This is a genomic window from Aeromonas sp. TW 6, from assembly GCF_013168745.1.
GTDB classification, from domain to species: domain Bacteria; phylum Pseudomonadota; class Gammaproteobacteria; order Enterobacterales; family Aeromonadaceae; genus Aeromonas; species Aeromonas caviae.
The window spans coordinates 168,946-187,745 of sequence record NZ_JABERS010000001.1 but is presented as its reverse complement, the minus strand read 5'-3'; the positions used below and the strand labels follow the sequence as shown (position 1 = coordinate 187,745).

At 63.8% G+C, this 18,800-nt stretch carries 18 protein-coding genes; 14 read left to right on the top strand and 4 right to left on the bottom strand.

Features of this window, described 5'->3' with window-relative positions; all coding sequences use genetic code 11:
• The first annotated feature begins 228 nt into the window (after window positions 1-228).
• The 3 genes from waaF to HKD46_RS00855 all read left to right on the top strand — a co-directional run bounded on the left by waaF (window position 229) and on the right by HKD46_RS00855 (window position 3,586).
• Complete coding sequence (gene waaF, locus HKD46_RS00865) at window positions 229-1,326, top strand: lipopolysaccharide heptosyltransferase II (protein ID WP_171864753.1); 1,098 nt, start codon at window positions 229-231, stop codon at window positions 1,324-1,326.
• A gap of 1 nt (window position 1,327) precedes the next feature.
• Complete coding sequence (waaA, locus tag HKD46_RS00860) at window positions 1,328-2,596, top strand: lipid IV(A) 3-deoxy-D-manno-octulosonic acid transferase (RefSeq protein ID WP_171864752.1); 1,269 nt, start codon at window positions 1,328-1,330, stop codon at window positions 2,594-2,596.
• A gap of 111 nt (window positions 2,597-2,707) precedes the next feature.
• Complete coding sequence (locus HKD46_RS00855) at window positions 2,708-3,586, top strand: DMT family transporter (protein ID WP_048209623.1); 879 nt, start codon at window positions 2,708-2,710, stop codon at window positions 3,584-3,586.
• Window positions 3,587-3,769: 183 nt separating this feature from the next.
• On the opposite strand, the gene HKD46_RS00850 is transcribed toward HKD46_RS00855, so the two are convergent.
• Complete coding sequence (locus HKD46_RS00850; protein ID WP_010676104.1) at window positions 3,770-4,633, bottom strand: YicC/YloC family endoribonuclease; 864 nt, start codon at window positions 4,631-4,633, stop codon at window positions 3,770-3,772.
• 146 nt (window positions 4,634-4,779) lie between these two features.
• On the opposite strand from HKD46_RS00850, the gene rph reads away from it, so the two are divergent.
• From rph to HKD46_RS00805, 9 genes are all read left to right on the top strand, one after another.
• Window positions 4,780-5,496: a ribonuclease PH gene (gene rph / locus HKD46_RS00845; protein ID WP_024945517.1), complete on the top strand. Its 717-nt coding sequence runs from the start codon at window positions 4,780-4,782 to the stop codon at window positions 5,494-5,496.
• Between the two features lie 341 nt (window positions 5,497-5,837).
• A complete protein-coding gene (gene pyrE / locus HKD46_RS00840; protein ID WP_010676102.1) occupies window positions 5,838-6,491 on the top strand; it encodes an orotate phosphoribosyltransferase in 654 nt (217 codons plus the stop codon).
• 179 nt (window positions 6,492-6,670) lie between these two features.
• Window positions 6,671-9,100: a heavy metal translocating P-type ATPase gene (locus HKD46_RS00835; protein WP_171864751.1), complete on the top strand. Its 2,430-nt coding sequence runs from the start codon at window positions 6,671-6,673 to the stop codon at window positions 9,098-9,100.
• Window positions 9,097-9,486 (top strand): Cu(I)-responsive transcriptional regulator, encoded by a 390-nt coding sequence (gene cueR / locus HKD46_RS00830; RefSeq protein WP_010676100.1) that lies wholly within the window; start codon window positions 9,097-9,099, stop codon window positions 9,484-9,486. Before HKD46_RS00835 ends, cueR begins: the two co-directional genes overlap by 4 nt.
• 153 nt (window positions 9,487-9,639) lie before the next feature.
• The gene (locus tag HKD46_RS00825) at window positions 9,640-10,794 is read left to right on the top strand and encodes a diguanylate cyclase (RefSeq protein WP_039039690.1); all 1,155 of its coding nucleotides are present in this window, start codon (window positions 9,640-9,642) and stop codon (window positions 10,792-10,794) included.
• 30 nt (window positions 10,795-10,824) lie between these two features.
• Window positions 10,825-11,088, top strand: a complete 264-nt coding sequence (locus tag HKD46_RS00820) for a YihD family protein (RefSeq protein WP_010676098.1) — start codon at window positions 10,825-10,827, stop codon at window positions 11,086-11,088.
• Between the two features lie 197 nt (window positions 11,089-11,285).
• Window positions 11,286-12,734, top strand: a complete 1,449-nt coding sequence (gene ccoG, locus HKD46_RS00815) for a cytochrome c oxidase accessory protein CcoG (protein ID WP_103243923.1) — start codon at window positions 11,286-11,288, stop codon at window positions 12,732-12,734.
• Between the two features lie 74 nt (window positions 12,735-12,808).
• Window positions 12,809-13,798 (top strand): serine/threonine protein kinase, encoded by a 990-nt coding sequence (locus tag HKD46_RS00810; protein WP_039039688.1) that lies wholly within the window; start codon window positions 12,809-12,811, stop codon window positions 13,796-13,798.
• A 209-nt stretch (window positions 13,799-14,007) separates the two neighbouring features.
• The gene (locus HKD46_RS00805) at window positions 14,008-14,616 is read left to right on the top strand and encodes a thiol:disulfide interchange protein DsbA/DsbL (RefSeq protein ID WP_010676095.1); all 609 of its coding nucleotides are present in this window, start codon (window positions 14,008-14,010) and stop codon (window positions 14,614-14,616) included.
• A 74-nt stretch (window positions 14,617-14,690) separates the two neighbouring features.
• Here the strand turns inward: HKD46_RS00805 and pncB are convergent, their stop codons facing one another.
• Both pncB and HKD46_RS00795 read right to left on the bottom strand, forming a co-directional pair.
• Window positions 14,691-15,869, bottom strand: a complete 1,179-nt coding sequence (gene pncB / locus HKD46_RS00800) for a nicotinate phosphoribosyltransferase (RefSeq protein WP_161469583.1) — start codon at window positions 15,867-15,869, stop codon at window positions 14,691-14,693.
• Window positions 15,870-15,970: 101 nt separating this feature from the next.
• On the bottom strand, window positions 15,971-16,606 hold the full coding sequence (locus HKD46_RS00795; RefSeq protein WP_069652407.1) for a nicotinamidase: 636 nt from the start codon (window positions 16,604-16,606) through the stop codon (window positions 15,971-15,973).
• A 74-nt stretch (window positions 16,607-16,680) separates the two neighbouring features.
• On the opposite strand from HKD46_RS00795, the gene HKD46_RS00790 reads away from it, so the two are divergent.
• Both HKD46_RS00790 and HKD46_RS00785 read left to right on the top strand, forming a co-directional pair.
• Window positions 16,681-17,331 (top strand): NrtR DNA-binding winged helix domain-containing protein, encoded by a 651-nt coding sequence (locus tag HKD46_RS00790; RefSeq protein WP_171864750.1) that lies wholly within the window; start codon window positions 16,681-16,683, stop codon window positions 17,329-17,331.
• A 76-nt stretch (window positions 17,332-17,407) separates the two neighbouring features.
• Entirely contained in the window at window positions 17,408-17,893 is a 486-nt protein-coding gene (locus tag HKD46_RS00785) for a DUF523 domain-containing protein (protein ID WP_161469581.1), read from the top strand.
• Here HKD46_RS00785 and HKD46_RS00780 read toward each other — a convergent pair.
• Complete coding sequence (locus tag HKD46_RS00780; protein WP_171864749.1) at window positions 17,839-18,795, bottom strand: acyltransferase; 957 nt, start codon at window positions 18,793-18,795, stop codon at window positions 17,839-17,841. The genes HKD46_RS00785 and HKD46_RS00780 overlap by 55 nt on opposite strands.
• Window positions 18,796-18,800: the final 5 nt, after the last annotated feature.

Below are 18,800 nucleotides of genomic sequence, written 5' to 3'. Positions count from 1 at the left end.
TGGCTCATTTGACCGGCTTGCCTGCCACCGTGGCATCTGGTGGCGCCCGGCACGCCTCTATCGGGGCGGGAAAGGTGCTTGTGTGGTTGAGCGGGCGCAGCGGATCCCGACAAAGAGGCTGTCCGGCGGGGCTGACGGGTATCTTCTGTTATTTCTTCGGCCTTTCTTGGGGCATAATCTCGCCCAGTAACGATCAACAGCCGGGCTAGTCCCGAGAGAAGACGCGCGATGAAGATATTGGTGATCGGCCCCTCCTGGGTCGGCGACATGGTGATGTCCCAGAGCCTCTACAAGGCGCTCAAGAGCAACCACCCGGGCAGCGAGCTCCATGTGATGGCGCCGGCCTGGTGCGTTGCGCTGCTGGAGCGCATGCCCGAGGTGGACAAAGCCATCCCCATGCCGCTCGGCCACGGCGACTTCAAGCTGGGGGCCCGCCGCCGGCTCGGCAAGCAGCTGGCCGCCGAGCAGTACGATCAGGCCATCATCCAGCCCAACTCCATGAAGTCGGCCCTCATCCCCTGGTTTGCCAGGATCCCGGTGCGCACCGGCTGGAAGGGGGAGCACCGCTTCGGCCTGCTCAACGACATGCGCAGCAACAAGCAGGCCTTCCCGCTGATGGTGGAAGGCTATCTGGCGCTGGCCTACCCCAAGGGGCAGATGAAGAGCCGGGCCGACATCCCCGCCATTCCCCATCCCTCCCTGCACGTGGATCTCATCAACCAGGGCAAGGCCCTGGAGCGGCTCGGCCTGAATCGCGCCCGCCCCGTGCTGGTGCTCTGTCCGGGGGCCGAGTTCGGCCCGGCCAAGCGCTGGCCGGAGGGGCACTACGCCGTGGTGGCCCAGAAGCACCTCGACGAGGGCTGGCAGGTGTGGATCTTCGGCTCCGGCAAGGACGTGGAGGTGGCCAACACCATCCGCGATCGGATCAACCCCCTGTCACGCCCCAACTGCCACGTGCTGGCGGGCAAGACCAGCCTGCACGAGGCGATCGATCTGATGGCCCTGGCCAGTCGGGTCATCGCCAACGACTCGGGCCTGATGCACGTGGCGGCCGCCCTCAACCGGCCGCTGATCGGCGTCTACGGCTCCACCTCGCCGCTCTACACGCCGCCCCTGGCGGACAGGGTCGAGATCGTCCACACCGATATCGAATGCCGCCCCTGCTTCAAGCGCACCTGCAAGTTCGGCCACCTCAAGTGCCTGATCGAGCTGATGCCGGAGCAGGTCATCGAGGCTGGCAAGCGACTGGAGCGGAGCGAGCCGGAGGATCGGGTGATCGCGCTGCAGCCGGTGGCTCAGGCCGCCGACGGGGGCGAAGGCCGATAACATGATCTACCGGCTGCTCTACAACCTGCTGATCCACCTGGGGTTGCCGCTGGCACTGCTGGCGCTCTACAAGCCCAAGAAAGGCAAGCCCGGCTTCGGCAAGCGCTGGGCAGAGCACCTGGGGCGGACACCCGCCACCGGACAGGAGGCCCCGCTCTGGATCCATGCGGTGAGCGTGGGGGAGACCCTGGCCATCACCCCCTTCATCCGTGCCCTCAAGGCCGAGCTGCCTGAGCTGCCCATACTGCTCACCACCACCACCCGCACCGGTGCCGAGCAGGCGGCCAAGCTCGGGGATCTGGTGGTGCACCGCTATGCGCCTCTCGACTACCCCTGGGCCGTCTCGGCGTTTCTGAGCACCGTCAAGCCCCGCGCTCTCTGGGTGATGGAGACCGAGCTGTGGCCGAACTGGCTGGCGGCCTGCGAGGCGCGCCACCTGCCGGTGACCATCCTCAATGCCCGCCTCTCGGAGCGCTCCTGCCGGCGCTATGGCCGCTTCCAGGGCGCCTTCGATGCCCTCAGCCGGCCCCTGACCCACCTGCTCTGCCAGCACCAGGACGATGCGGACCGCTTCCATCGTCTGGGAATCGCGCGCAATCGGCTGGCGGTGACCGGCTCCATCAAGTTCGACATCCAGTTCGGCGACGAGGTGCAGGCCAGGGGCCGTGCCCTGCGCCAGCAGTTGGGGGAGGCCCGACCTGTCTGGATCGCCGCCAGTACCCACCAGGGGGAAGACGAGCAGGTGCTGGCCGCCTTCGAGCGGGTGCTCAAGGCCCATCCCTCCGCCCTGCTGATCCTGGTGCCGCGCCATCCCGAGCGTTTCGATCGGGTGGCCGAGCTGTGCGCCCCCTACGGTTGCGTGCGGCGCACGGCGGGCAGTGCGGTCGGCGAGAGCGACAAGATCTACCTGGGTGACACCATGGGCGAGCTGCCGCTGATGCTGGCGGCGGCGGATCTCGCCTTTGTCGGTGGCAGCCTGGTGCCCGTGGGCGGTCACAACCTGCTGGAACCGGCGGCGCTGGGCAAACCCTGCCTGACCGGCCCCGTTTATTTCAACTTCAGCGACATCACCCGCCAGCTGGTGGCCCAGGGGGGGGCTGCCGTGGTGGCGAACGCCGAGGCGCTCGGCCACCGTGTGAGCATCCTGCTCGGCGATGCCCCTGCCCGCCGCGAGATGGGGGAGCAGGCCCGTGCCGTGGTGCTGCGCAACCAGGGGGCGCTGGCGCGCACCCTCTCCCACTGCCTCGCCAGCCTGGAAGGTGACGACTGAGGCGGGGCGGCGTGGTGGCCGCCCCGCCCGCATGTCTGCCAAACCCCGGGAGACAATCCGCGTCCCTTTCCTTTATGCTCTGCCCTTTGCCCCTGACCCTGTGATGCTCCGATGAACCGCGCTCCCCTGCTGTTGATGATACTGGTCACCCTGCTGGCCGCCGCTGGCTGGCTCTTCTCGAAAGAGGCGATTCGCGAACTGCCCACCGCCGCCTTTATCGGCAGCCGTTTCCTGCTGGCCGCCCTGCTGCTGTTGCCGCTCGCCTGGTTGCGCGAGCCGCCCCCCAATGGCTCACAACTGCTGCGTGCCGCCGGGTGCGGCACCTTGCTCGGGGCCAGCCTGCTGTTCTGGGTTACCGCCATCAGCCAGAGCGATGCCCTCGGCAGCGGCGCCTTCATCATGAGCGTGGCCACCCTGATGGCGCCGCTCGCCGCCTGGGCCGCCTTCAAGGCCAGACCCGGCCGTCACTACTGGCTGACTCTGCCCGTGGCCGTCGCGGGTCTGCTGCTGCTCTCCAGCAGCACTCACTGGGGCGTGTCGCTCTCCCTGTTCTGGTTTCTGGCGGCGGCCGCCACCCTGGGGGTTCAGCTCGCGGTGCACCGCCACTTCGCCCAGTCCATCCCTCCTACCTGGCTCACCTGCATCCAGCTGGCGGTGACCGGACTGCTCGGCACCCTGCTCTCCCTGCTGACCGAGCAGTGGCCCGCCAGCATCGGCACTGGTATCTGGGGCTGGTTTGCGGCCAGCGTCCTGATCGCCACCACCCTGCGCTACTGGCTGCTCACCCACGCCCTGAGCCGGATGACCACGGCCCACGCCGCCCTGCTGATGCTGCTGGAACCGGTCTGGACCCTGATCTTAAGCACCCTCTTCTATGACGAACCGCTGGGCCCCGCCAAGCTGGCCGGCGCTGGCCTGGTGTTGGGCGCTCTGGTGCTCTACCAGCTCCCCCTGCTGCTGCGCAGCCGAAGGCTGAAGTCACCGGTCTAGCCTGCACGGGCGGGGGATGGATCAAAAAGAAGGAGAGGGTCTGCATGGCAGACCCTCTTTGCGTGATGGCACATGTCGGGCTCCCTTTGCTAGGGGTTACCATCAGTCAGGTGGCTGAGCGCTGCGGGAAACGAGAATAAAAAAGCCCCCGCGTGGCGGGGGCTGGTGCATCGATGAGGGAGATCACTCGATGTTTTGGATCTGCTCGCGCATCTGCTCGATGAGCACCTTCAGCTCGACGGCGGACTGGGTCACCTCGGCGTTGATCGACTTTGAACCGAGGGTGTTCGACTCGCGGTTGAACTCCTGCATCATGAAGTCGAGGCGACGGCCGCAGGCGCCACCCTTCTTCATGATCTTGTTGGTTTCGCTGATGTGCATCTCCAGGCGATCCAGCTCTTCGGCCACGTCGATCTTCTGGGCCAGCAGCACGATCTCCTGCTCGATGCGGGCCGGGTCCAGCTCCACCTTGGCTTCGGCCAGCCGGTCGGTGAGCTTCTGGCGCTGCCACTCGATGATCTGCGGCAGGTGCTCGCGCACCTTCTTCACTTCTACCTGGATGCCGGCCAGACGCTGTTCGATCAGCGCCTTGAGATTGGCCCCTTCGCTGGCGCGGGAGGCGAGGAAGTCTTCCATGGTCAGGTCGAAGCCGGCCATCAGCTCGGTGGCGACCACGTCCATGTCCTGCTCGGCGGCAGCCATGACCCCCGGCCAGCGCAGCACGTCCACCGGATTGAGCTGACCCTGGCCCGCCTCTTTCATCACCCAGTTGGCGCTCTCGATGATGAGTTTGGCCAGCTCTTCATTGATGTGCAGCTGGCTGGCGGCGGCCTGGGCGGCCTCGAAACGCAGGTTGCACTCCACCTTGCCGCGCTGCAGCTTGGCGCGGAAGCGCTCACGCAGAACCGGCTCCAGGCTGCGCAGTTGTTCCGGCAGGCGAATGTAGGTCTCCAGATAGCGCTGGTTGACCGAACGAATTTCCCAAACGGCTGTGCCCCAGTCGCCCTTGAGTTCCTTGCGGGCGTAGGCGGTCATGCTGTGAATCATTGATTGTTCCGGGCTTGATGAAGTGTGGGGCCAGTATACTCAGCCAGCCCTGCTCCGTCAGCCGACAGCGTGGTTTTAGCGGCTGATATTTGGGCTGGGATCACTTATACTCCTGCGCCAATTCAGCCAGCCCAGAGGTCCGTCCCATGTCACGTCCCAGCGATCGCACTGCCGCGCAGCTTCGTCCGGTCACCATTACCCGCCACTTCACCAAGCATGCTGAAGGGTCCGTGCTGGTGGAATTCGGCAACACCCGCGTGCTCTGCACCGCCAGCGTTGACACCAGCGTGCCTCGCTTCCTGAAAGGGAAGAACCAGGGCTGGGTGACTGCCGAATACGGCATGCTGCCGCGCTCCACCCACTCCCGGATGAACCGCGAAGCGGCCTCCGGCAAGCAGAGTGGCCGCACTCTGGAGATCTCCCGGCTGATCGCCCGCTCCCTGCGCGCCGCAGTAGACCTGACCGCGCTGGGTGAGCACTCCATTACCGTTGACTGCGACGTGCTGCAGGCCGACGGTGGCACCCGCACCGCCGCCATCACCGGTGCCTGCGTGGCGCTGGTGGATGCGCTGAACTGGATGGTCGAGAAAGGCATGCTCAAGCAGAGCCCGCTCAAGCAGATGATCGCTGCCGTCTCCGTCGGTATGTATGAAGGGGAAGCCATCTGCGATCTGGAGTACATCGAAGACTCCGCCGCCGAGACCGACATGAACGTGGTGATGACCGAAGATGGTCGCATCATCGAGGTGCAGGGTACCGCGGAGGCCGAACCCTTCACCCACGAGGAGCTGCTGGAGATGCTGGCGCTCGCCAAGGGCGGCATCGCCGACATCATTGCGCTGCAGAAGCAGTCACTTTCCTGATACCAGGACCTGTTGATGTTTCGGCACAAGTCGCGTTGCAGTGTCCAAGGATGCCAGGCTAGGCGCAGGATGCCGCCAATGGTTATTCCCTTGGCAAGTCCTGCAACAACGCATGGCATCCTTTGCCACGCAACCCGTAGGGACGGGTCTGTTTTTGTGCATAACGTCGTTATTCGATGCCTCGTTTGGATTACCAAACTTCGCATCTCATGCCTAGTTCTGCGCAAAAACCGACTCCGTCGCGGCTGTGACGAAGCGTCAACAGATCCTGCAAACGCGGCATTGACCGCGTTTTTTTATACCCCCACACAAGTAAACGACAAGCCAAGCAAGGAGCCAGAATGAAAGCCTACCAGCGTCAATTTATCGAGTTCGCCCTGGAGAAGCAGGTCCTCAAATTCGGTGAATTTACCCTGAAATCCGGTCGTAAAAGCCCCTACTTCTTCAACGCCGGTCTGTTCAACAGCGGCCGCGATCTGGCCCGTCTCGGCCGCTTCTATGCCGCCGCCCTGATGGATGCCGGCATTGAGTTCGACGTGCTGTTTGGCCCGGCCTACAAGGGGATCCCCATCGCCTCCGCCACCGCCGTGCAGCTGGTGGAGCAGCACGACGTGGACGTGCCCTGGTGCTTCAACCGCAAGGAGGCCAAGGATCATGGCGAGGGTGGCAATCTGGTGGGCAGCCCGCTCAAGGGGCGGATCATGCTGGTGGACGATGTCATCACTGCCGGCACCGCCATCCGCGAATCCATGGATCTGATCCAGGCCAACGGCGCCTCCCTGGCTGGCGTGCTGATCGCGCTGGACCGTCAGGAGAAGGGCAAGGGCGAGCTCTCCGCCATTCAGGAGGTGGAGCGTGACTACGGCGCTCACATCATCGCCATCATCCAGATGAGCGACTTGATCCAGTATCTGGAAGAGAAGCAGGCCGAACAGCCGGAGCTGGCGGCGCAACTGGCCGCCATGAAGGCTTACCGCGCCCAGTACGGTATCTGAGTCGCCGCGCATACCGCGCAATAGTTGAAGGCGGCGCCCGTTTGTTCTCTGGCAGCAAACGGGCGCCGTTTTTTCATCTGCAAAAAGTGGATCATGTGGCTTGAGCTTACCCTTACAGTAAAGGTTAGGGTTTGCCAGTCGGCGTTTTGTGGTGCCGACGGGTTCCTGGGAGGAACAACATGATCACTCATCTTCAATCACCCATTCATCTGCAGTTGCCGCTCAGCGGCATGAGCTGCGCCAATTGCGCCGGCCGCATCACGACCGCCCTCAACAAGCTCGATGGGGTATCGGCCACCGTCAACTTCGCACTGGAGCAAGCCGCCATCGAGCTGGCCAGCTCTGACCGTTTGCCGGCGGTGCTGGAGAGCATCAAGGCGCAGGGTTACGACTACGGCAGTGAGACCATATTGTTTCAAATCACCGGTATGACCTGTGCCGGTTGCTCGGCCCGCCTGCACAAGATGCTGGCGGCGCTGCCCGGCGTCATCTCCGCCGACGTCAACTTCTCCATCGAGCAGGCCCGGATTGTGCTGGTACCCGGGATGCAGACGCCCGCGGCCCTGCGCGAGCAGATCGAGGCCCTCGGCTTTGGCGCCCAACTGGCGCAAGGCTCGGCCAGCGGCCGCCGCCAGCAGTTGCTGGAGCGGGAAGCGCAGGAGGCCGCCAGCGCCCGTCAGGCGCAAACCCGGGTCATCGTCTCGGCTTTGCTTACCCTGCCGCTGCTGGCGGGGATGCTGGCCATGGCCGGGTTGTTCCCCTGGCATCTGCCCGCCTGGCTGGAGCTGCTGCTCGCCACCCCGGTGCAGTTCTGGATTGGGGCCCGCTTCTATCGCGGCGCCTGGCTCGCCATCAAGAACCGCTCCGCCAACATGGATGTGCTGGTGGCGACCGGTACCAGTGCGGCCTACTTCTACAGCCTCTATCTGCTGCTTAATCTGGGGGTGGCCGCCAGTGGCCAACTCTACTTCGAGGCGAGTGCCATCATCATTACCCTGATTTCCCTCGGAAAACTGCTGGAAGCGCGAGCCAGACGCAGCACCCAGTCCGCCATTCGCGAGTTGATGGCGCTGCGGCCGGAAACCGCCACCGTCTGGCGCGGCGAGCGCTGGCAGAGCGTCGCCATCGACGAGGTGCTGCGCGGCGACAGGCTGCGGGTGCTGGTGGGGGAACGGGTACCGGTGGACGGCAGAATCGTGAGCGGTGAGAGTGAGCTGGACGAGTCGATCCTCACCGGCGAGAGCCTGCCGGTGCCGCGCGGTGAGGGCGACAAGGTGCTGGGCGGTGCCATCAACCGCTCCGGCGTGCTGGAAATTGAAGCCACTACGGTGGGGGAGGACTCCAGCCTCAGCAAGATCATCGCCCTGGTGGAGAGTGCCCAGATGGGCAAGGCGCCGCTGCAACAGCTGGTGGACAAGGTCTCTGCCGTGTTCGTGCCGGTGGTGATGGCCATCGCCCTGTTCACCCTGCTGGTGTGGTACGCCATCAGTAACGACTTCGGTCAGGCGCTGCTGGCGGCGGTGGCCGTGCTGGTCATCGCCTGTCCCTGTGCGCTGGGGCTGGCGACGCCGGCGGCCATCGTCACCGGTACCGGGGTGGCGGCGCGCCACGGCATTCTGATCAAGGATGTCGATACCCTGCAAAAGGCCCACGCCATCAAGGCGCTTATCTTCGACAAGACAGGTACGCTCACTCAGGGCAGGCCCGTGCTGGCGAGCTGGAGCGGCACAGCCGAGCAGCTGCGTCTGGCCGCCGCCCTGCAGCAGGCGAGCGAACACCCGCTGGCGCTGGCCATGCGCGAGGCGGTCGACAAGGAGGCGATGCTGCCCCAGCCCGACGCGGTGGAGGTGCGGGTCGGTGCCGGTATTGTCGGTCAGGTGGCGGGCCATAGGGTCGCCATCGGCAATGGCTCTTTGCTGGCCCAGCTCGACATTGCAGTGCCACAACAGGGTGAACAAGCCGCCGACGGCGCGACCCGGGTCTGGGTGGCCATCGACGGTGTGGTGGCTGGCATTGCGGCGCTGGCCGATACCCTGCGCCCCGAGAGCCCGGATGCCATCGCCACCCTGCGTCAGCGCGGCATCGCCAGCTGGCTGGTGAGCGGTGATGCGGCGGCGCCGGTGGCCCATATCGCCGCCAAGCTGGGGCTGGACGGGGCCTTTGACTCCGTGCTGCCAGCCGGCAAGGTGGAAAAAGTCGAGGCGCTGCGGGCGCAAACCAGCGGGCTGGTCGCCATGGTGGGAGACGGGGTAAACGACGCCCCGGCGCTGGCGGCGGCGGATGTGGGTATCGCCATGGGCTCCGGCTCCGACGTGGCGATGGAGACCGCCTCCATCACCCTCATGCGATCCGACCCGCGGCTGGTGGCCGATGCCATCGACATCTCGGCGGCCACCTGGCGCACCATCCAGCAGAATCTGTTCTGGGCCTTCGTGTTCAACATCATCGGTATTCCGCTGGCGGCGCTGGGTTACCTCAGCCCCGAGCTGGCGGGGGCGGCCATGGCCCTGAGCAGCATCACCGTCTTGAGCAATTCCCTGTTATTGAAGCGCTGGCAGCCCCGGGCGGGCAGCCTGCGTGCATCTGAATCCCAAAGGAGTCATTCATGAACATCAGCAAGGTCGCCAAGGCCACCGGCCTGACCGCCAAGACCATCCGCTACTACGAGAGCATCGGCCTCATCTCGTCGCCGGTGCGCAGCGACAACGGGTATCGCAGTTATACGGATGCCTCCCTGCGGGAGCTGCGCTTCGTCAAGCGTGCGCGGGAGACCGGCTTCAATCTGGAGGAGTGTCAGGAGCTGCTGGCGCTCTATCGGGACGAGCACAGAACCAGTGCCCAGGTGAAGAAGCTGGCCCAGGAGAAAATCGTCGATCTGCGCTCCCGCATCGCCGGTTTGCAAGCCATGCTCAGCGCCCTCGAGGAGGTGGTGAGCTGCTGTCACGGAGATGCGAATCCCCAGTGCCCCATCCTCGACGAGTTGGAGAAAGGGTGAGGGAGGGCTGCGCCATTCGACCCTGCAGAAAAGGGTCTGTCGGGGCCTGTGCGAGAGAGGACGCGCTGAGTGGCAGCTTAATAGCGGTCGATTGATTGTTGAGCAGGAAAGGGGAGTGTTAAACTGTGCGGCTCTTGTACAGGGAGTACCCAGTTGACACAGAGTGTGAAATATCAGGTGCGGCGGGCCATCATGGTCCAGCTCTATACCCATGCCTCCTTCAGCCTGCCTTGCCTGGGGCTGCTGGCGATCAGCTGGAGCCTGCTGTTCCACGATTACCTGCCGGCCAGCGAGTCGCTGGGCTGGCTCGGTCTGGTCCTGCTGCTGTTGCTGGGGCGCTGGTGGCATCTGCGCTGGCGCCAGCCCAGGCTGGCGGAGCTTCCGCTGCCGGTGCTCGAGCGCGAGCTCTTTGTCGGGGTGACCATCACCTCCATCGTCTGGGCACTGGGCGTGCTGCTCTACATGGACAAGCTGCCCGACACCTATCGTGCCGCCATGATGATGCTCTCCAGCCTGATCCTGACCGGCAGCGCCATCATGCTGTTCGGCAGCCGTCGTACCCTCTATGGGGCCGTGCTGCCCCTCGGGTTTGCCATGTTGTTCGAGCTCAGTGGCGGCAACACCCAGGAGCGTATCGTCTCCTGCATGCTGGCGGGGTACCTGTTCGTCTTTCTGCCGACCCTGCTGCGGCGCCTGCGGCGGGATCAGGTGGCCTCTCTCTACCACAGTTTTTCCAATGCGGACCTGGTGGCCGAGCTGAAGGCGGTCTCCGAGCACCTCAAGCTCACGTCCCGCCTCGACGGTCTGACCGGCATCGCCAACCGGGCCCATCTCGACGACTCCCTGGCGCGCGCCTGGCGTCGCTGCCACCGTGCCAGGGCGCCTCTCTCTCTGGTGCTGGTGGATGTGGACTACTTCAAGCAGTTCAATGATCACTATGGTCATCAGGTGGGGGACCAGTGCCTGCAACAGGTGGCGAGCCTGCTGGCCGAAGTGCTGCGGCGGGAAGACGATCTCGCTGCCCGTTACGGCGGAGAGGAGTTCGCCCTGCTGCTGCCTTGCACCACCTTGCAGGGGGCCATGCAGATCGCCGAGCAGGTGCGTACCTCGTTGCGAGCCCTCGGCATTCCCCACCACAAATCCCGGGTCTCGGGGCGGGTCAGTTGCAGCTTCGGGGTGGCGACCCTGGTGCCGGATCAGCATCACTCCATTGCCGAGCTTATCCAGAAAGCGGATGCGGCGCTCTATCAGGCCAAGCATAATGGCCGGGATCGTATCGAAGTAGCCTTGATGGGTAAGGTTGCCTGAGTTTCACAAGACAGATTAAAGAGGTCGTCTATGCAATGTCATCGTATCGAAGAGCTGCTGGAACTGCTGCAGCCTGCCTGGATCAAGGAGCAGGATCTCAGCCTGGTGCAGTTTGTTGCCAAACTGGCCGAGGAGGCGGGATTTGACGGTCCGCTGTCCGCACTGACCGACGACATGCTGATCTACCACCTCAAGATGCGGGAATCCGACAAGCAGGCGATGATCCCGGGGCTGGCCAAGGATCACGTGCCCGACTTCAAGGAAGCCCTGCTCAAGGCACGCGGCATCAAGTAATCCGGGCGTCATATCGCCATCAGAGAAAGGTTTCAAGAGAATCTGTGAAAAGGCGCATAGTCAACTGGCTATGCGCCTTTTTTGTTGCCTGAAATTGCGACGGGACTCGAACTATAGATACATTTAACCCACACAATTAGCAGGTTGTTTAAGATATAATCGCTTTCATAACAATATGAGTGGAGCGATGTGTTGCAATGGCCGACAAGGACAAGATCGACATCAAGGATGTGACCGGTGACGTCACCGGGACTTTCAATCCCAACACCTTCAAGGCGGGAGATGACAGGTTCAACCCCGGCAACCGCATCTATGTCCGCTCCCAGACCGGCTACTGGCAGCGGGTGCGCAAGGCCATGGGCTGGTTCTTCGTCGCGCTCTTTGTCCTCCTGCCCTGGCTGCGTTATGACGGCCGTCAGGCGGTGCTGTTCGATCTGGAGCACCAGCAGTTCCATATCTTCGGTGCCACCATCTGGCCGCAGGATCTCACCCTGCTGGCCTGGGTCTTCATGATCGCGGCCTTCGCCCTCTTCTTTGTGACCACCTTCCTGGGCCGGGTCTGGTGCGGCTACCTCTGTCCCCAGACGGTGTGGACCTTCCTGTTCATCTGGTTCGAGGAGAAGCTGGAAGGGGCCGCCAACAAGCGTCGCAAGCTGGATGCGGCGCCCTGGAGCGGCGAGAAGCTGGCCCGTAAGGGCGCCAAGCACCTGGCCTGGATCCTGCTGTCGCTGGGCACGGGGCTGACCTTCGTCGCCTACTTCCAGGATGTCTTCCACCTGGTACCCGATTTCTTCACCCTGCAGGCGGGAGGCTGGGTCATCTTCTGGGTGCTGTTCTTTGCCGCCTGCACCTATGGCAACGCCGGCTGGATGCGCGCCATCATGTGTATCCACATGTGCCCCTATGCCCGCTTCCAGTCCGCCATGTTCGACAAGGACACCTACATCGTCGGCTATGACAGCCAGCGTGGCGAGACCCGCGGCGCCCGTGGTCGCAAGACCGATCCCAAGGCCCTGGGGCTGGGGGACTGCATCGACTGCGACCTCTGCGTGCAGGTCTGCCCGACCGGTATCGACATCCGTGACGGTCTGCAGTACGAGTGCATCAACTGCGGCGCCTGTGTCGACGCCTGCGATCAGACCATGGAGCGGATGGGGTATCCGAAAGGGCTCATCAGTTACACCACCGAGCACAAGCTGGCCCACAGTGAAACCCAGGTGGCGCGGCCCAAGCTGATTGGCTATGGCCTGGTGATGGTCGTCATGCTGGGGGTCTTCGTCTATAACGCCATGTCCATCATGCCCATGGGGCTCGATATCCTGCGGGATCGCAACCAGCTGTTCCGGGAAAACAGTGAAGGGCTCATCGAGAACACCTATACCCTGAAGATCCTCAACAAGACCCTGAACTCCCAGACCTACCGGCTGGACGTGGAAGGGCTGCCGGAGTACCAGTGGTTCGGACCCCGCGAGGTGACACTGAAGGCGGGCGAGATCTATACCCTGCCGGTGAGCCTGGCGGTGGATCCCTTCAACCTGAAGCGGCCCACTCTGGACGTCCAGTTCGTGCTCAAGCGGGAAGGCGCGGCGCCGGACGACAGCAAGGGGACGTTGCGCCAACCGAGCAAGTTTATCAGCAGGTTGTGATGGCAAGGCGCACCGCCATGCACGGCAACGGCAGACAGTGGTGATAGAATGGGGCGCAACAGCGCCCCTTTTCTATGGTGGATGACATGCGTTTCAACTATTCCGACCTCAATCCCGATCTCATCATGGATGCCATCGATCTCAGCGGCTTGCGCATCGACTCCGGCCTTATCGAGCTCAACAGTTACGAGAACCGCGTCTATCAGTTCCAGGATGAGGATCGCCGTCGCTACGTGGTGAAGTTCTACCGCCCCGGTCGCTGGAGCCGGGCCCAGATCCTGGAAGAGCACGCGTTTGCCGCTCGCCTCTGTGAAGCTGAGATCCCGGTCGCCGCTCCCATTGCCTTTGCCGGCGAGACCCTGCTGGAGCATCAGGGCTACCCGTTTGCCATCTGGCAGAGCGTCGGGGGGCGTCAGTTCGAGGTGGACAACCTGGACCAGCTGGAGTGGGTGGGGCGTTACCTCGGTCGCATCCACAGCGTCGGTGCCAGCCATGCCTTTCATCACCGGGTTCCGCTGGATGTGGAGAGCATGCTGCACGAGCCGCGTCAGTTGCTGGCGGCAGGCGAGTGGTTGCCGAGCGGGCTGGCCAAGTCCTTCTTCGGGGTGCTGGACGAGCTGATCCGGCACGTATGCGACGCCATGACCCTGGATGTGGCACGCATCTCCCTGCATGGGGACTGCCACCCGGGCAACATCCTGTGGCGTGACGGCCCCCTGTTTGTCGATCTCGACGATTGCCGCACCGGCCCCGCCATCCAGGATCTCTGGATGATGCTGAACGGGGAGCGTCATGAGCAGCAGATCCAGCTCGATACCCTGCTGGCGGGGTATGAGGAGTTCATGGAGTTCGACCCGCGGGAGCTGGCGCTCATCGAGCCGCTGCGTGCCATGCGCATCGTCCACTACATGGCCTGGCTGGCAAGACGCTGGGAAGATCCCGCCTTCCCCCGCCACTTCTCCTGGTTCAACACCGAACACTACTGGCGCCAGCAGATTGCGACCCTGCATGATCAGCTCGAGGCATTGAAGGCCCCGCCGCTCAGCCTGATGCCGCAGTGGTAGGGGCGCGAACCCGGCAGATCGCCACGCCACGGGGCGTCCGTTGGTGGTGTCGCCCGTACCATTGCCACAGCGGCAAGGTGCCCGTGGGAGGCGGGATGGCGGTCCCGCCTGTCTGCCTTTGCCATTGACGGCACGAGGGTGAGGCAATAGGCTTGGACTGCTTCGGTTCGCCGGGCGTGCCTCACAGTGATCCCTTAACAGGAAACGTCATGAAAAAAGTACTATTTTTCCTCGCTGCCATGCTGATGATCCCCATGGTTCACGCCGCCCCGCAATTCAAGGAAGGTGTCAACTATGATGTGGTCAGCCAGACCGGCAGCGCCCAGCCGGAAGTGATGGAGTTCTTCTCCTATTTCTGCCCGCACTGCGCCAAGTTCGAGCCGATTGCCGAGGATCTGAAGAAGAGCCTGCCGGAAGGCGTGCCGATGAAGAAGAACCCGGTGGCCTTCCTGGGCCGTGAAATGGGCCCCGAGATGCAGCGTGCCTACGCCGTCGCCAATCTGCTGAACGTGGAAGGCAAGCTGACCCCGGCCATCTTCGACAAGATCCACACCCAGCGCCAGATCCCCCAGAGCCGCGCCGACGTGAAGCAGGTCTTCGTGGACAATGGCGTGCCGGCCGAGGAGTTCGACGGTGCCGTCGACAGCTTCGCCGTCTCCGGCATGGTCTCCCAGTTCGATCGCAACACCGAGAGCTACAATGTGCGCGGTGTGCCGGCCTTCCTGGTCAACGGCAAATACATGGTGAAGATTGAATCCATCACTTCCCAGGAGCAGTTCAACCAGCTGGTGAAATTCCTGCTGGCCAAGAAGGACTGATAATTCCTGAGTCGATAAAAAAGCCCGCCGGTGCAAACCGGCGGGCTTTTTGTTTGGCGTCTCGCGGGCCTGACTCAGACCCCGACGTGGAAGGCCTGCTTGAGGTTGCGAATGAAGTCCGCATCCCGGCAGAGGGTCTTGCCCGGGCTGTCGGAGATCTTGGCGACCGGGCCGCCGTTGCACTCCATCAGCTTGAACACGATGTTCATTGGGTTGACGCCGGGCAGATCGCAGGTGAGCTTGGTGCCGATGCCGAAGCTGGTGTTGATGCGGCCGCGGAAGTGGCGCAGCAGCTCGACGGCCTTGTCGAGGTTGAGCCCGTCGGAGAAGACCAGCGTCTTCTCGGCAGGGTCGATGCCGAGCCGCTGATAGTGGCTGATGGCCTTCTCGCCCCACACCACGGGATCACCGGAGTCGTGGCGCAGCCCCTGGTAGCGGCTTGCCAGCTCGAAGTCGAAGTCACGCAGGAAAGCATCCATGGTGATGCAGTCGGTGAGCGCGATACCGAGGTGGTTGGTGAATTCGTCCAGCCAGCTGGTGAGGGCGGCACGCTGGCTGAGCTCCAGCGGGAAGCCGAGCTGCTGGTGGGCCTGGAACCACTCGTGGGCCTGGGTGCCCACCGCGGGCAACCGGTACTTCTGGGCCAGCAGGTAGTTGCTGGTGCCGCGAAACGCCGGCAGTCGTTCTTTGAGGCGACCCACCACGGCGTCTTGTACCGCGAGGGAGAAGCGGCGACGGGTGCCGAAGTCGATGAGGTTGAACTCGCTCATCTCCTCCCGGCTCAGCTCCCGCTCCAGCTTGTCGATCTTCTGATCGAGCCGCTCCAGTGCCTGTCTGACGCCGAACTGGGGATAGCGGAAGCGGTTGCGCATCTCGCTGATGATGGCGAGTACCGGAATCTCCCACAGGATCACGTCCTGCCAGGGGCCTTCGACCCGCACATTGATGCGGCCATCCTGCTCGAACACCTTGAGCAGGGAGGCGTCCAGCGGCTTGCGGCGCAGGTGGTCCAGGTAGTCGGGCGTGAAGAAGGGGCGTTCGGCCAGGAAGTCGAGTTCGGACCGGGTCAGGCGCAGGGAGCCAGCGAGGCGCAGTTGCTCCTCGATCTGGCCCATCATGGGCAGCAGATCTTCTTCGTTGCGGCTGTGGAACTCGGCGATGACGTTGGCATCCGGATAGCGATGGAACACCGCCTGCTGCATGTGCAGCTTGTAGGCATCGGTGTCGAGCAGGCTGTGGAGGATGGGAGGCATATCAGGCTCCTGTGATGAGTGCTGCGCGGGCAACGCACTCTGGCTGCATCTGTGACGGGTGGGCGCCGGTGTCGGGTGGGCAGTGGAAAATGGAAGGCATATCAGGCATCCAGCAGGCGTTGAATGTCGGCCAGGGTCTGGGCCAGCTCGGCGCCGGCCTCGATCATCCGGGTGCGGGCCTGGTCGATTGTCTCGGGGGCGATGCCGCGGCAGGCGTCGAGGTGGACGATGACCCGGAAACCGGCGCGACGCAGTTGCAGCACGCTGGTCTTGACGCAGTAGTCGGTGGCGAGGCCGCCGACCAGCACGGTAGTGACGCCGCGGGCTTGCAGGAACTCGATGAGCCCGGTGCTGCGCCGCTCCGCCAGGTCGTGATAGCAGGCGCCATAGGGATGCAGGTCCGGCTCGACCCCCTTCCAGACGAAGAAGTCGTAGTCGATGGGGGCGGGCAGGCCGTCGAGCAGCTCGAACCCAGGTGTGCCGGGCACGCAGTGGGCCGGCCAGGTGAGATCGGCATTCGCCAGAGCAAGGGGTTGCAACATGGCGCCGGGTTCGGTCACCACCCAGGGGGCGTTCGCGGGGTGGGCATCCTTGCTGCCGGTTCGCAGGGTGGCGAGGGCAGCCTGGGCATTGAGCGCCGCTACTATGGTATCCCCGCCAGCGACGGGCAGCTCGTTCGGGCAGAGGGGGGTGAATCCCTTCTGCGCATCAATATCCAGGCTGGCGATGATTCCCATGGATGGCTCCTTCACATAATATTCTTGTGATATTATCTACCAAACATTATTAGAAGGCGAGCAGGTCGACCAGGATGCCGAGAATGAGTCTGGATATGGTGGTGCTGCGGTTGCGCGAGGAGCGGCTCGAGCTGCTTCTCGAGACCCGGGATCGCCCCCCCTTTGCCCACTGTTGGCAGTTGCCGGCCCTGCGCATCGACGAGACCCGGGATCGGGATCTGGACGCGGCTCGCCATCGCCTTCTGGCAGAGTGGGGGCTGGAGCACTGCTACAGCGAGCAGGTCTGTACCCTCGGCAACCTGGAGCGGGATCCCCGCGGCTGGTCCACCACCCTCGTCTATCTCTGTCTGGCGGATCCCGATGGGGGGGCGGTGCGCGGTCGCTGGCATCCTCTGGACTATCTGCCCGGCCTGCAACTCGCCTTCGATCACGGCAAGCTGGTCGCCATGGGGCTGGAGCGGCTGCGCATCAAGAGCCGTTACAGCACCCTGCCGCTGCATCTGCTGGGGGCAGAATTCACCCTCTCCGAGGTGCAACGGGCGTTCGAGATCGTCCTGCAGACCCCCATGAACACGGCCGCATTTCGCAAGCGGCTCCACCGTGCCGACATCCTGGTGGACACAGGGCGCAAGCGGACCGGCAAGCAACGTCCCGCCATCCTCTATCGGCTGGAGACCCCCTGTTGCGTCATGTTCGATCAGGTGATGCACGGTGCGGAAGCATAAGCCGATGTCTGCGAAAGCCGGATTGTCACCCCATAGCGGGTCTGGTGCACTGGCACCTCACACAGGAAGTCAAAGCATGGGAGAGACGGGAATGCACAAGGTGCTGGTGAGCGCCTGTCTGCTGGGGCAGCCAGTGCGTTACGACGGCCAGAGCAAGGGGATTGTCAGCGACTGGCTGCAGGCGCTGGAAGCCGAGGGGCGGGCACTGGCCTTCTGCCCCGAGGTGGCGGGTGGCCTGCCGACGCCACGCCCCCCTGCCGAGCGCCAGGGGGAGCGGGTGGTCACCGAAAGCGGGCTGGATGTGACGGAGGAGTTCGATCGGGGCGCCGCCCTTGCGCTGGCCCTCTGTCAGCAGCAGGGCATTCGCTTCGCCCTTCTGAAGGAGGGGAGCCCCTCCTGCGGCAGCGGCCGCATCTACAATGGCCGCTTCGAAGGGGTTTCACTGGCGGGAGAGGGCAAGACCACGGCTTTGCTGCGCCGCCATGGCATCGCGGTGTTCAGCGAGGATCAGCTGCCCGAGCTGGCCTCGGCGCTCGCCTTGGCTGCCTGCGGATCGGTCTGAGCCGCCGCATCGGCCGCCTGCCACTGCGCCAGCACCTCGTCTTTTTCCTTCCAGCGTGCATTCAGCCACTCCTGGAAACCGCGTTTGAACTGTTTGTCGTTGAAGTAATCCCCCACCAGTTGCTCGTCCACCGGCAGCTCCTCGATCCGCACCCGGATGCGCTTCATCTTCCCCATCAGGAAATCCTTGAAGGGGGTGTCGGAGTTGTCCGGGTAGCTGATGGTGACGTTGATCAGGCTGTCGAACTGATCGCCCATGGCTGCCAGGGTGAAGGCGAGTCCTGCCGCCTTGGGGGGCATGAGATGGCGATAGCGGGAGCGGGTGGCCTCGCGCTTCTGATCGGTGAAGCGGGTCCCCTCCACGAAGTTGATGACGGTGGTGGGAATGTGGCGAAACTTCTCGCAGGCGTTGCGGGTGGTCTCGATATCCTTGCCCCGCAGATGCGGATTTCTTAACAGAAACTCTCTCGAATAGCGGCGCATAAAGGGCATGTCCAGCCCCCAGCACGCGAACCCCAGCAGCGGGATGTAAATGAGCTCGTGCTTCATGAAGAACTTGGGCACCGGCAGCCGATTGCGAAACAGGTGGCCTAGCACCACGATATCGGTCCAGCTCATGTGGTTGCTGATGATGAGATACCAGCCATCCTTGCGCAGCCGGGTATTGTCCTCAATCTGCCAGTCGATGCGGGTAGTGAGGCGGATCACCAGGGTGTTGCAACCGAGCCACAGGCCCATGAAGCGATTGTTGAGCCGGCTGCAGGCACGGCCAAAGGCCGGCACGGGCAGCAGCAGTTTGGCCAGAGAAACCAGCAGGATCAGGCTGGCACACAGGGCGGTAAACAGTATGGTCAGGCCGGCGCTGATGAACAGCGCCAGGGGGCCCGGGAGCAGGTTTGGCATGAGTG

Bases quoted from the DNA above. Each gene is read 5' to 3' on its own strand.
- HKD46_RS00850 (WP_010676104.1), bottom strand. From the start codon at position 4,633: ATGATTCACAGCATGACCGCCTACGCCCGCAAGGAACTCAAGGGCGAC.
- ccoG (WP_103243923.1), top strand. From the start codon at position 11,286: ATGGCCGACAAGGACAAGATCGACATCAAGGATGTGACCGGTGACGTC.
- cueR (WP_010676100.1), top strand. From the start codon at position 9,097: ATGAACATCAGCAAGGTCGCCAAGGCCACCGGCCTGACCGCCAAGACC.
- pncB (WP_161469583.1), bottom strand. From the start codon at position 15,869: ATGCCTCCCATCCTCCACAGCCTGCTCGACACCGATGCCTACAAGCTG.
- HKD46_RS00835 (WP_171864751.1), top strand. From the start codon at position 6,671: ATGATCACTCATCTTCAATCACCCATTCATCTGCAGTTGCCGCTCAGC.
- HKD46_RS00780 (WP_171864749.1), bottom strand. From the start codon at position 18,795: ATGCCAAACCTGCTCCCGGGCCCCCTGGCGCTGTTCATCAGCGCCGGC.
- rph (WP_024945517.1), top strand. From the start codon at position 4,780: ATGTCACGTCCCAGCGATCGCACTGCCGCGCAGCTTCGTCCGGTCACC.
- HKD46_RS00805 (WP_010676095.1), top strand. From the start codon at position 14,008: ATGAAAAAAGTACTATTTTTCCTCGCTGCCATGCTGATGATCCCCATG.
- HKD46_RS00795 (WP_069652407.1), bottom strand. From the start codon at position 16,606: ATGGGAATCATCGCCAGCCTGGATATTGATGCGCAGAAGGGATTCACC.
- HKD46_RS00790 (WP_171864750.1), top strand. From the start codon at position 16,681: ATGCCGAGAATGAGTCTGGATATGGTGGTGCTGCGGTTGCGCGAGGAG.
- HKD46_RS00855 (WP_048209623.1), top strand. From the start codon at position 2,708: ATGAACCGCGCTCCCCTGCTGTTGATGATACTGGTCACCCTGCTGGCC.
- HKD46_RS00785 (WP_161469581.1), top strand. From the start codon at position 17,408: ATGGGAGAGACGGGAATGCACAAGGTGCTGGTGAGCGCCTGTCTGCTG.
- waaF (WP_171864753.1), top strand. From the start codon at position 229: ATGAAGATATTGGTGATCGGCCCCTCCTGGGTCGGCGACATGGTGATG.
- waaA (WP_171864752.1), top strand. From the start codon at position 1,328: ATGATCTACCGGCTGCTCTACAACCTGCTGATCCACCTGGGGTTGCCG.
- HKD46_RS00820 (WP_010676098.1), top strand. From the start codon at position 10,825: ATGCAATGTCATCGTATCGAAGAGCTGCTGGAACTGCTGCAGCCTGCC.
- pyrE (WP_010676102.1), top strand. From the start codon at position 5,838: ATGAAAGCCTACCAGCGTCAATTTATCGAGTTCGCCCTGGAGAAGCAG.
- HKD46_RS00810 (WP_039039688.1), top strand. From the start codon at position 12,809: ATGGTGGATGACATGCGTTTCAACTATTCCGACCTCAATCCCGATCTC.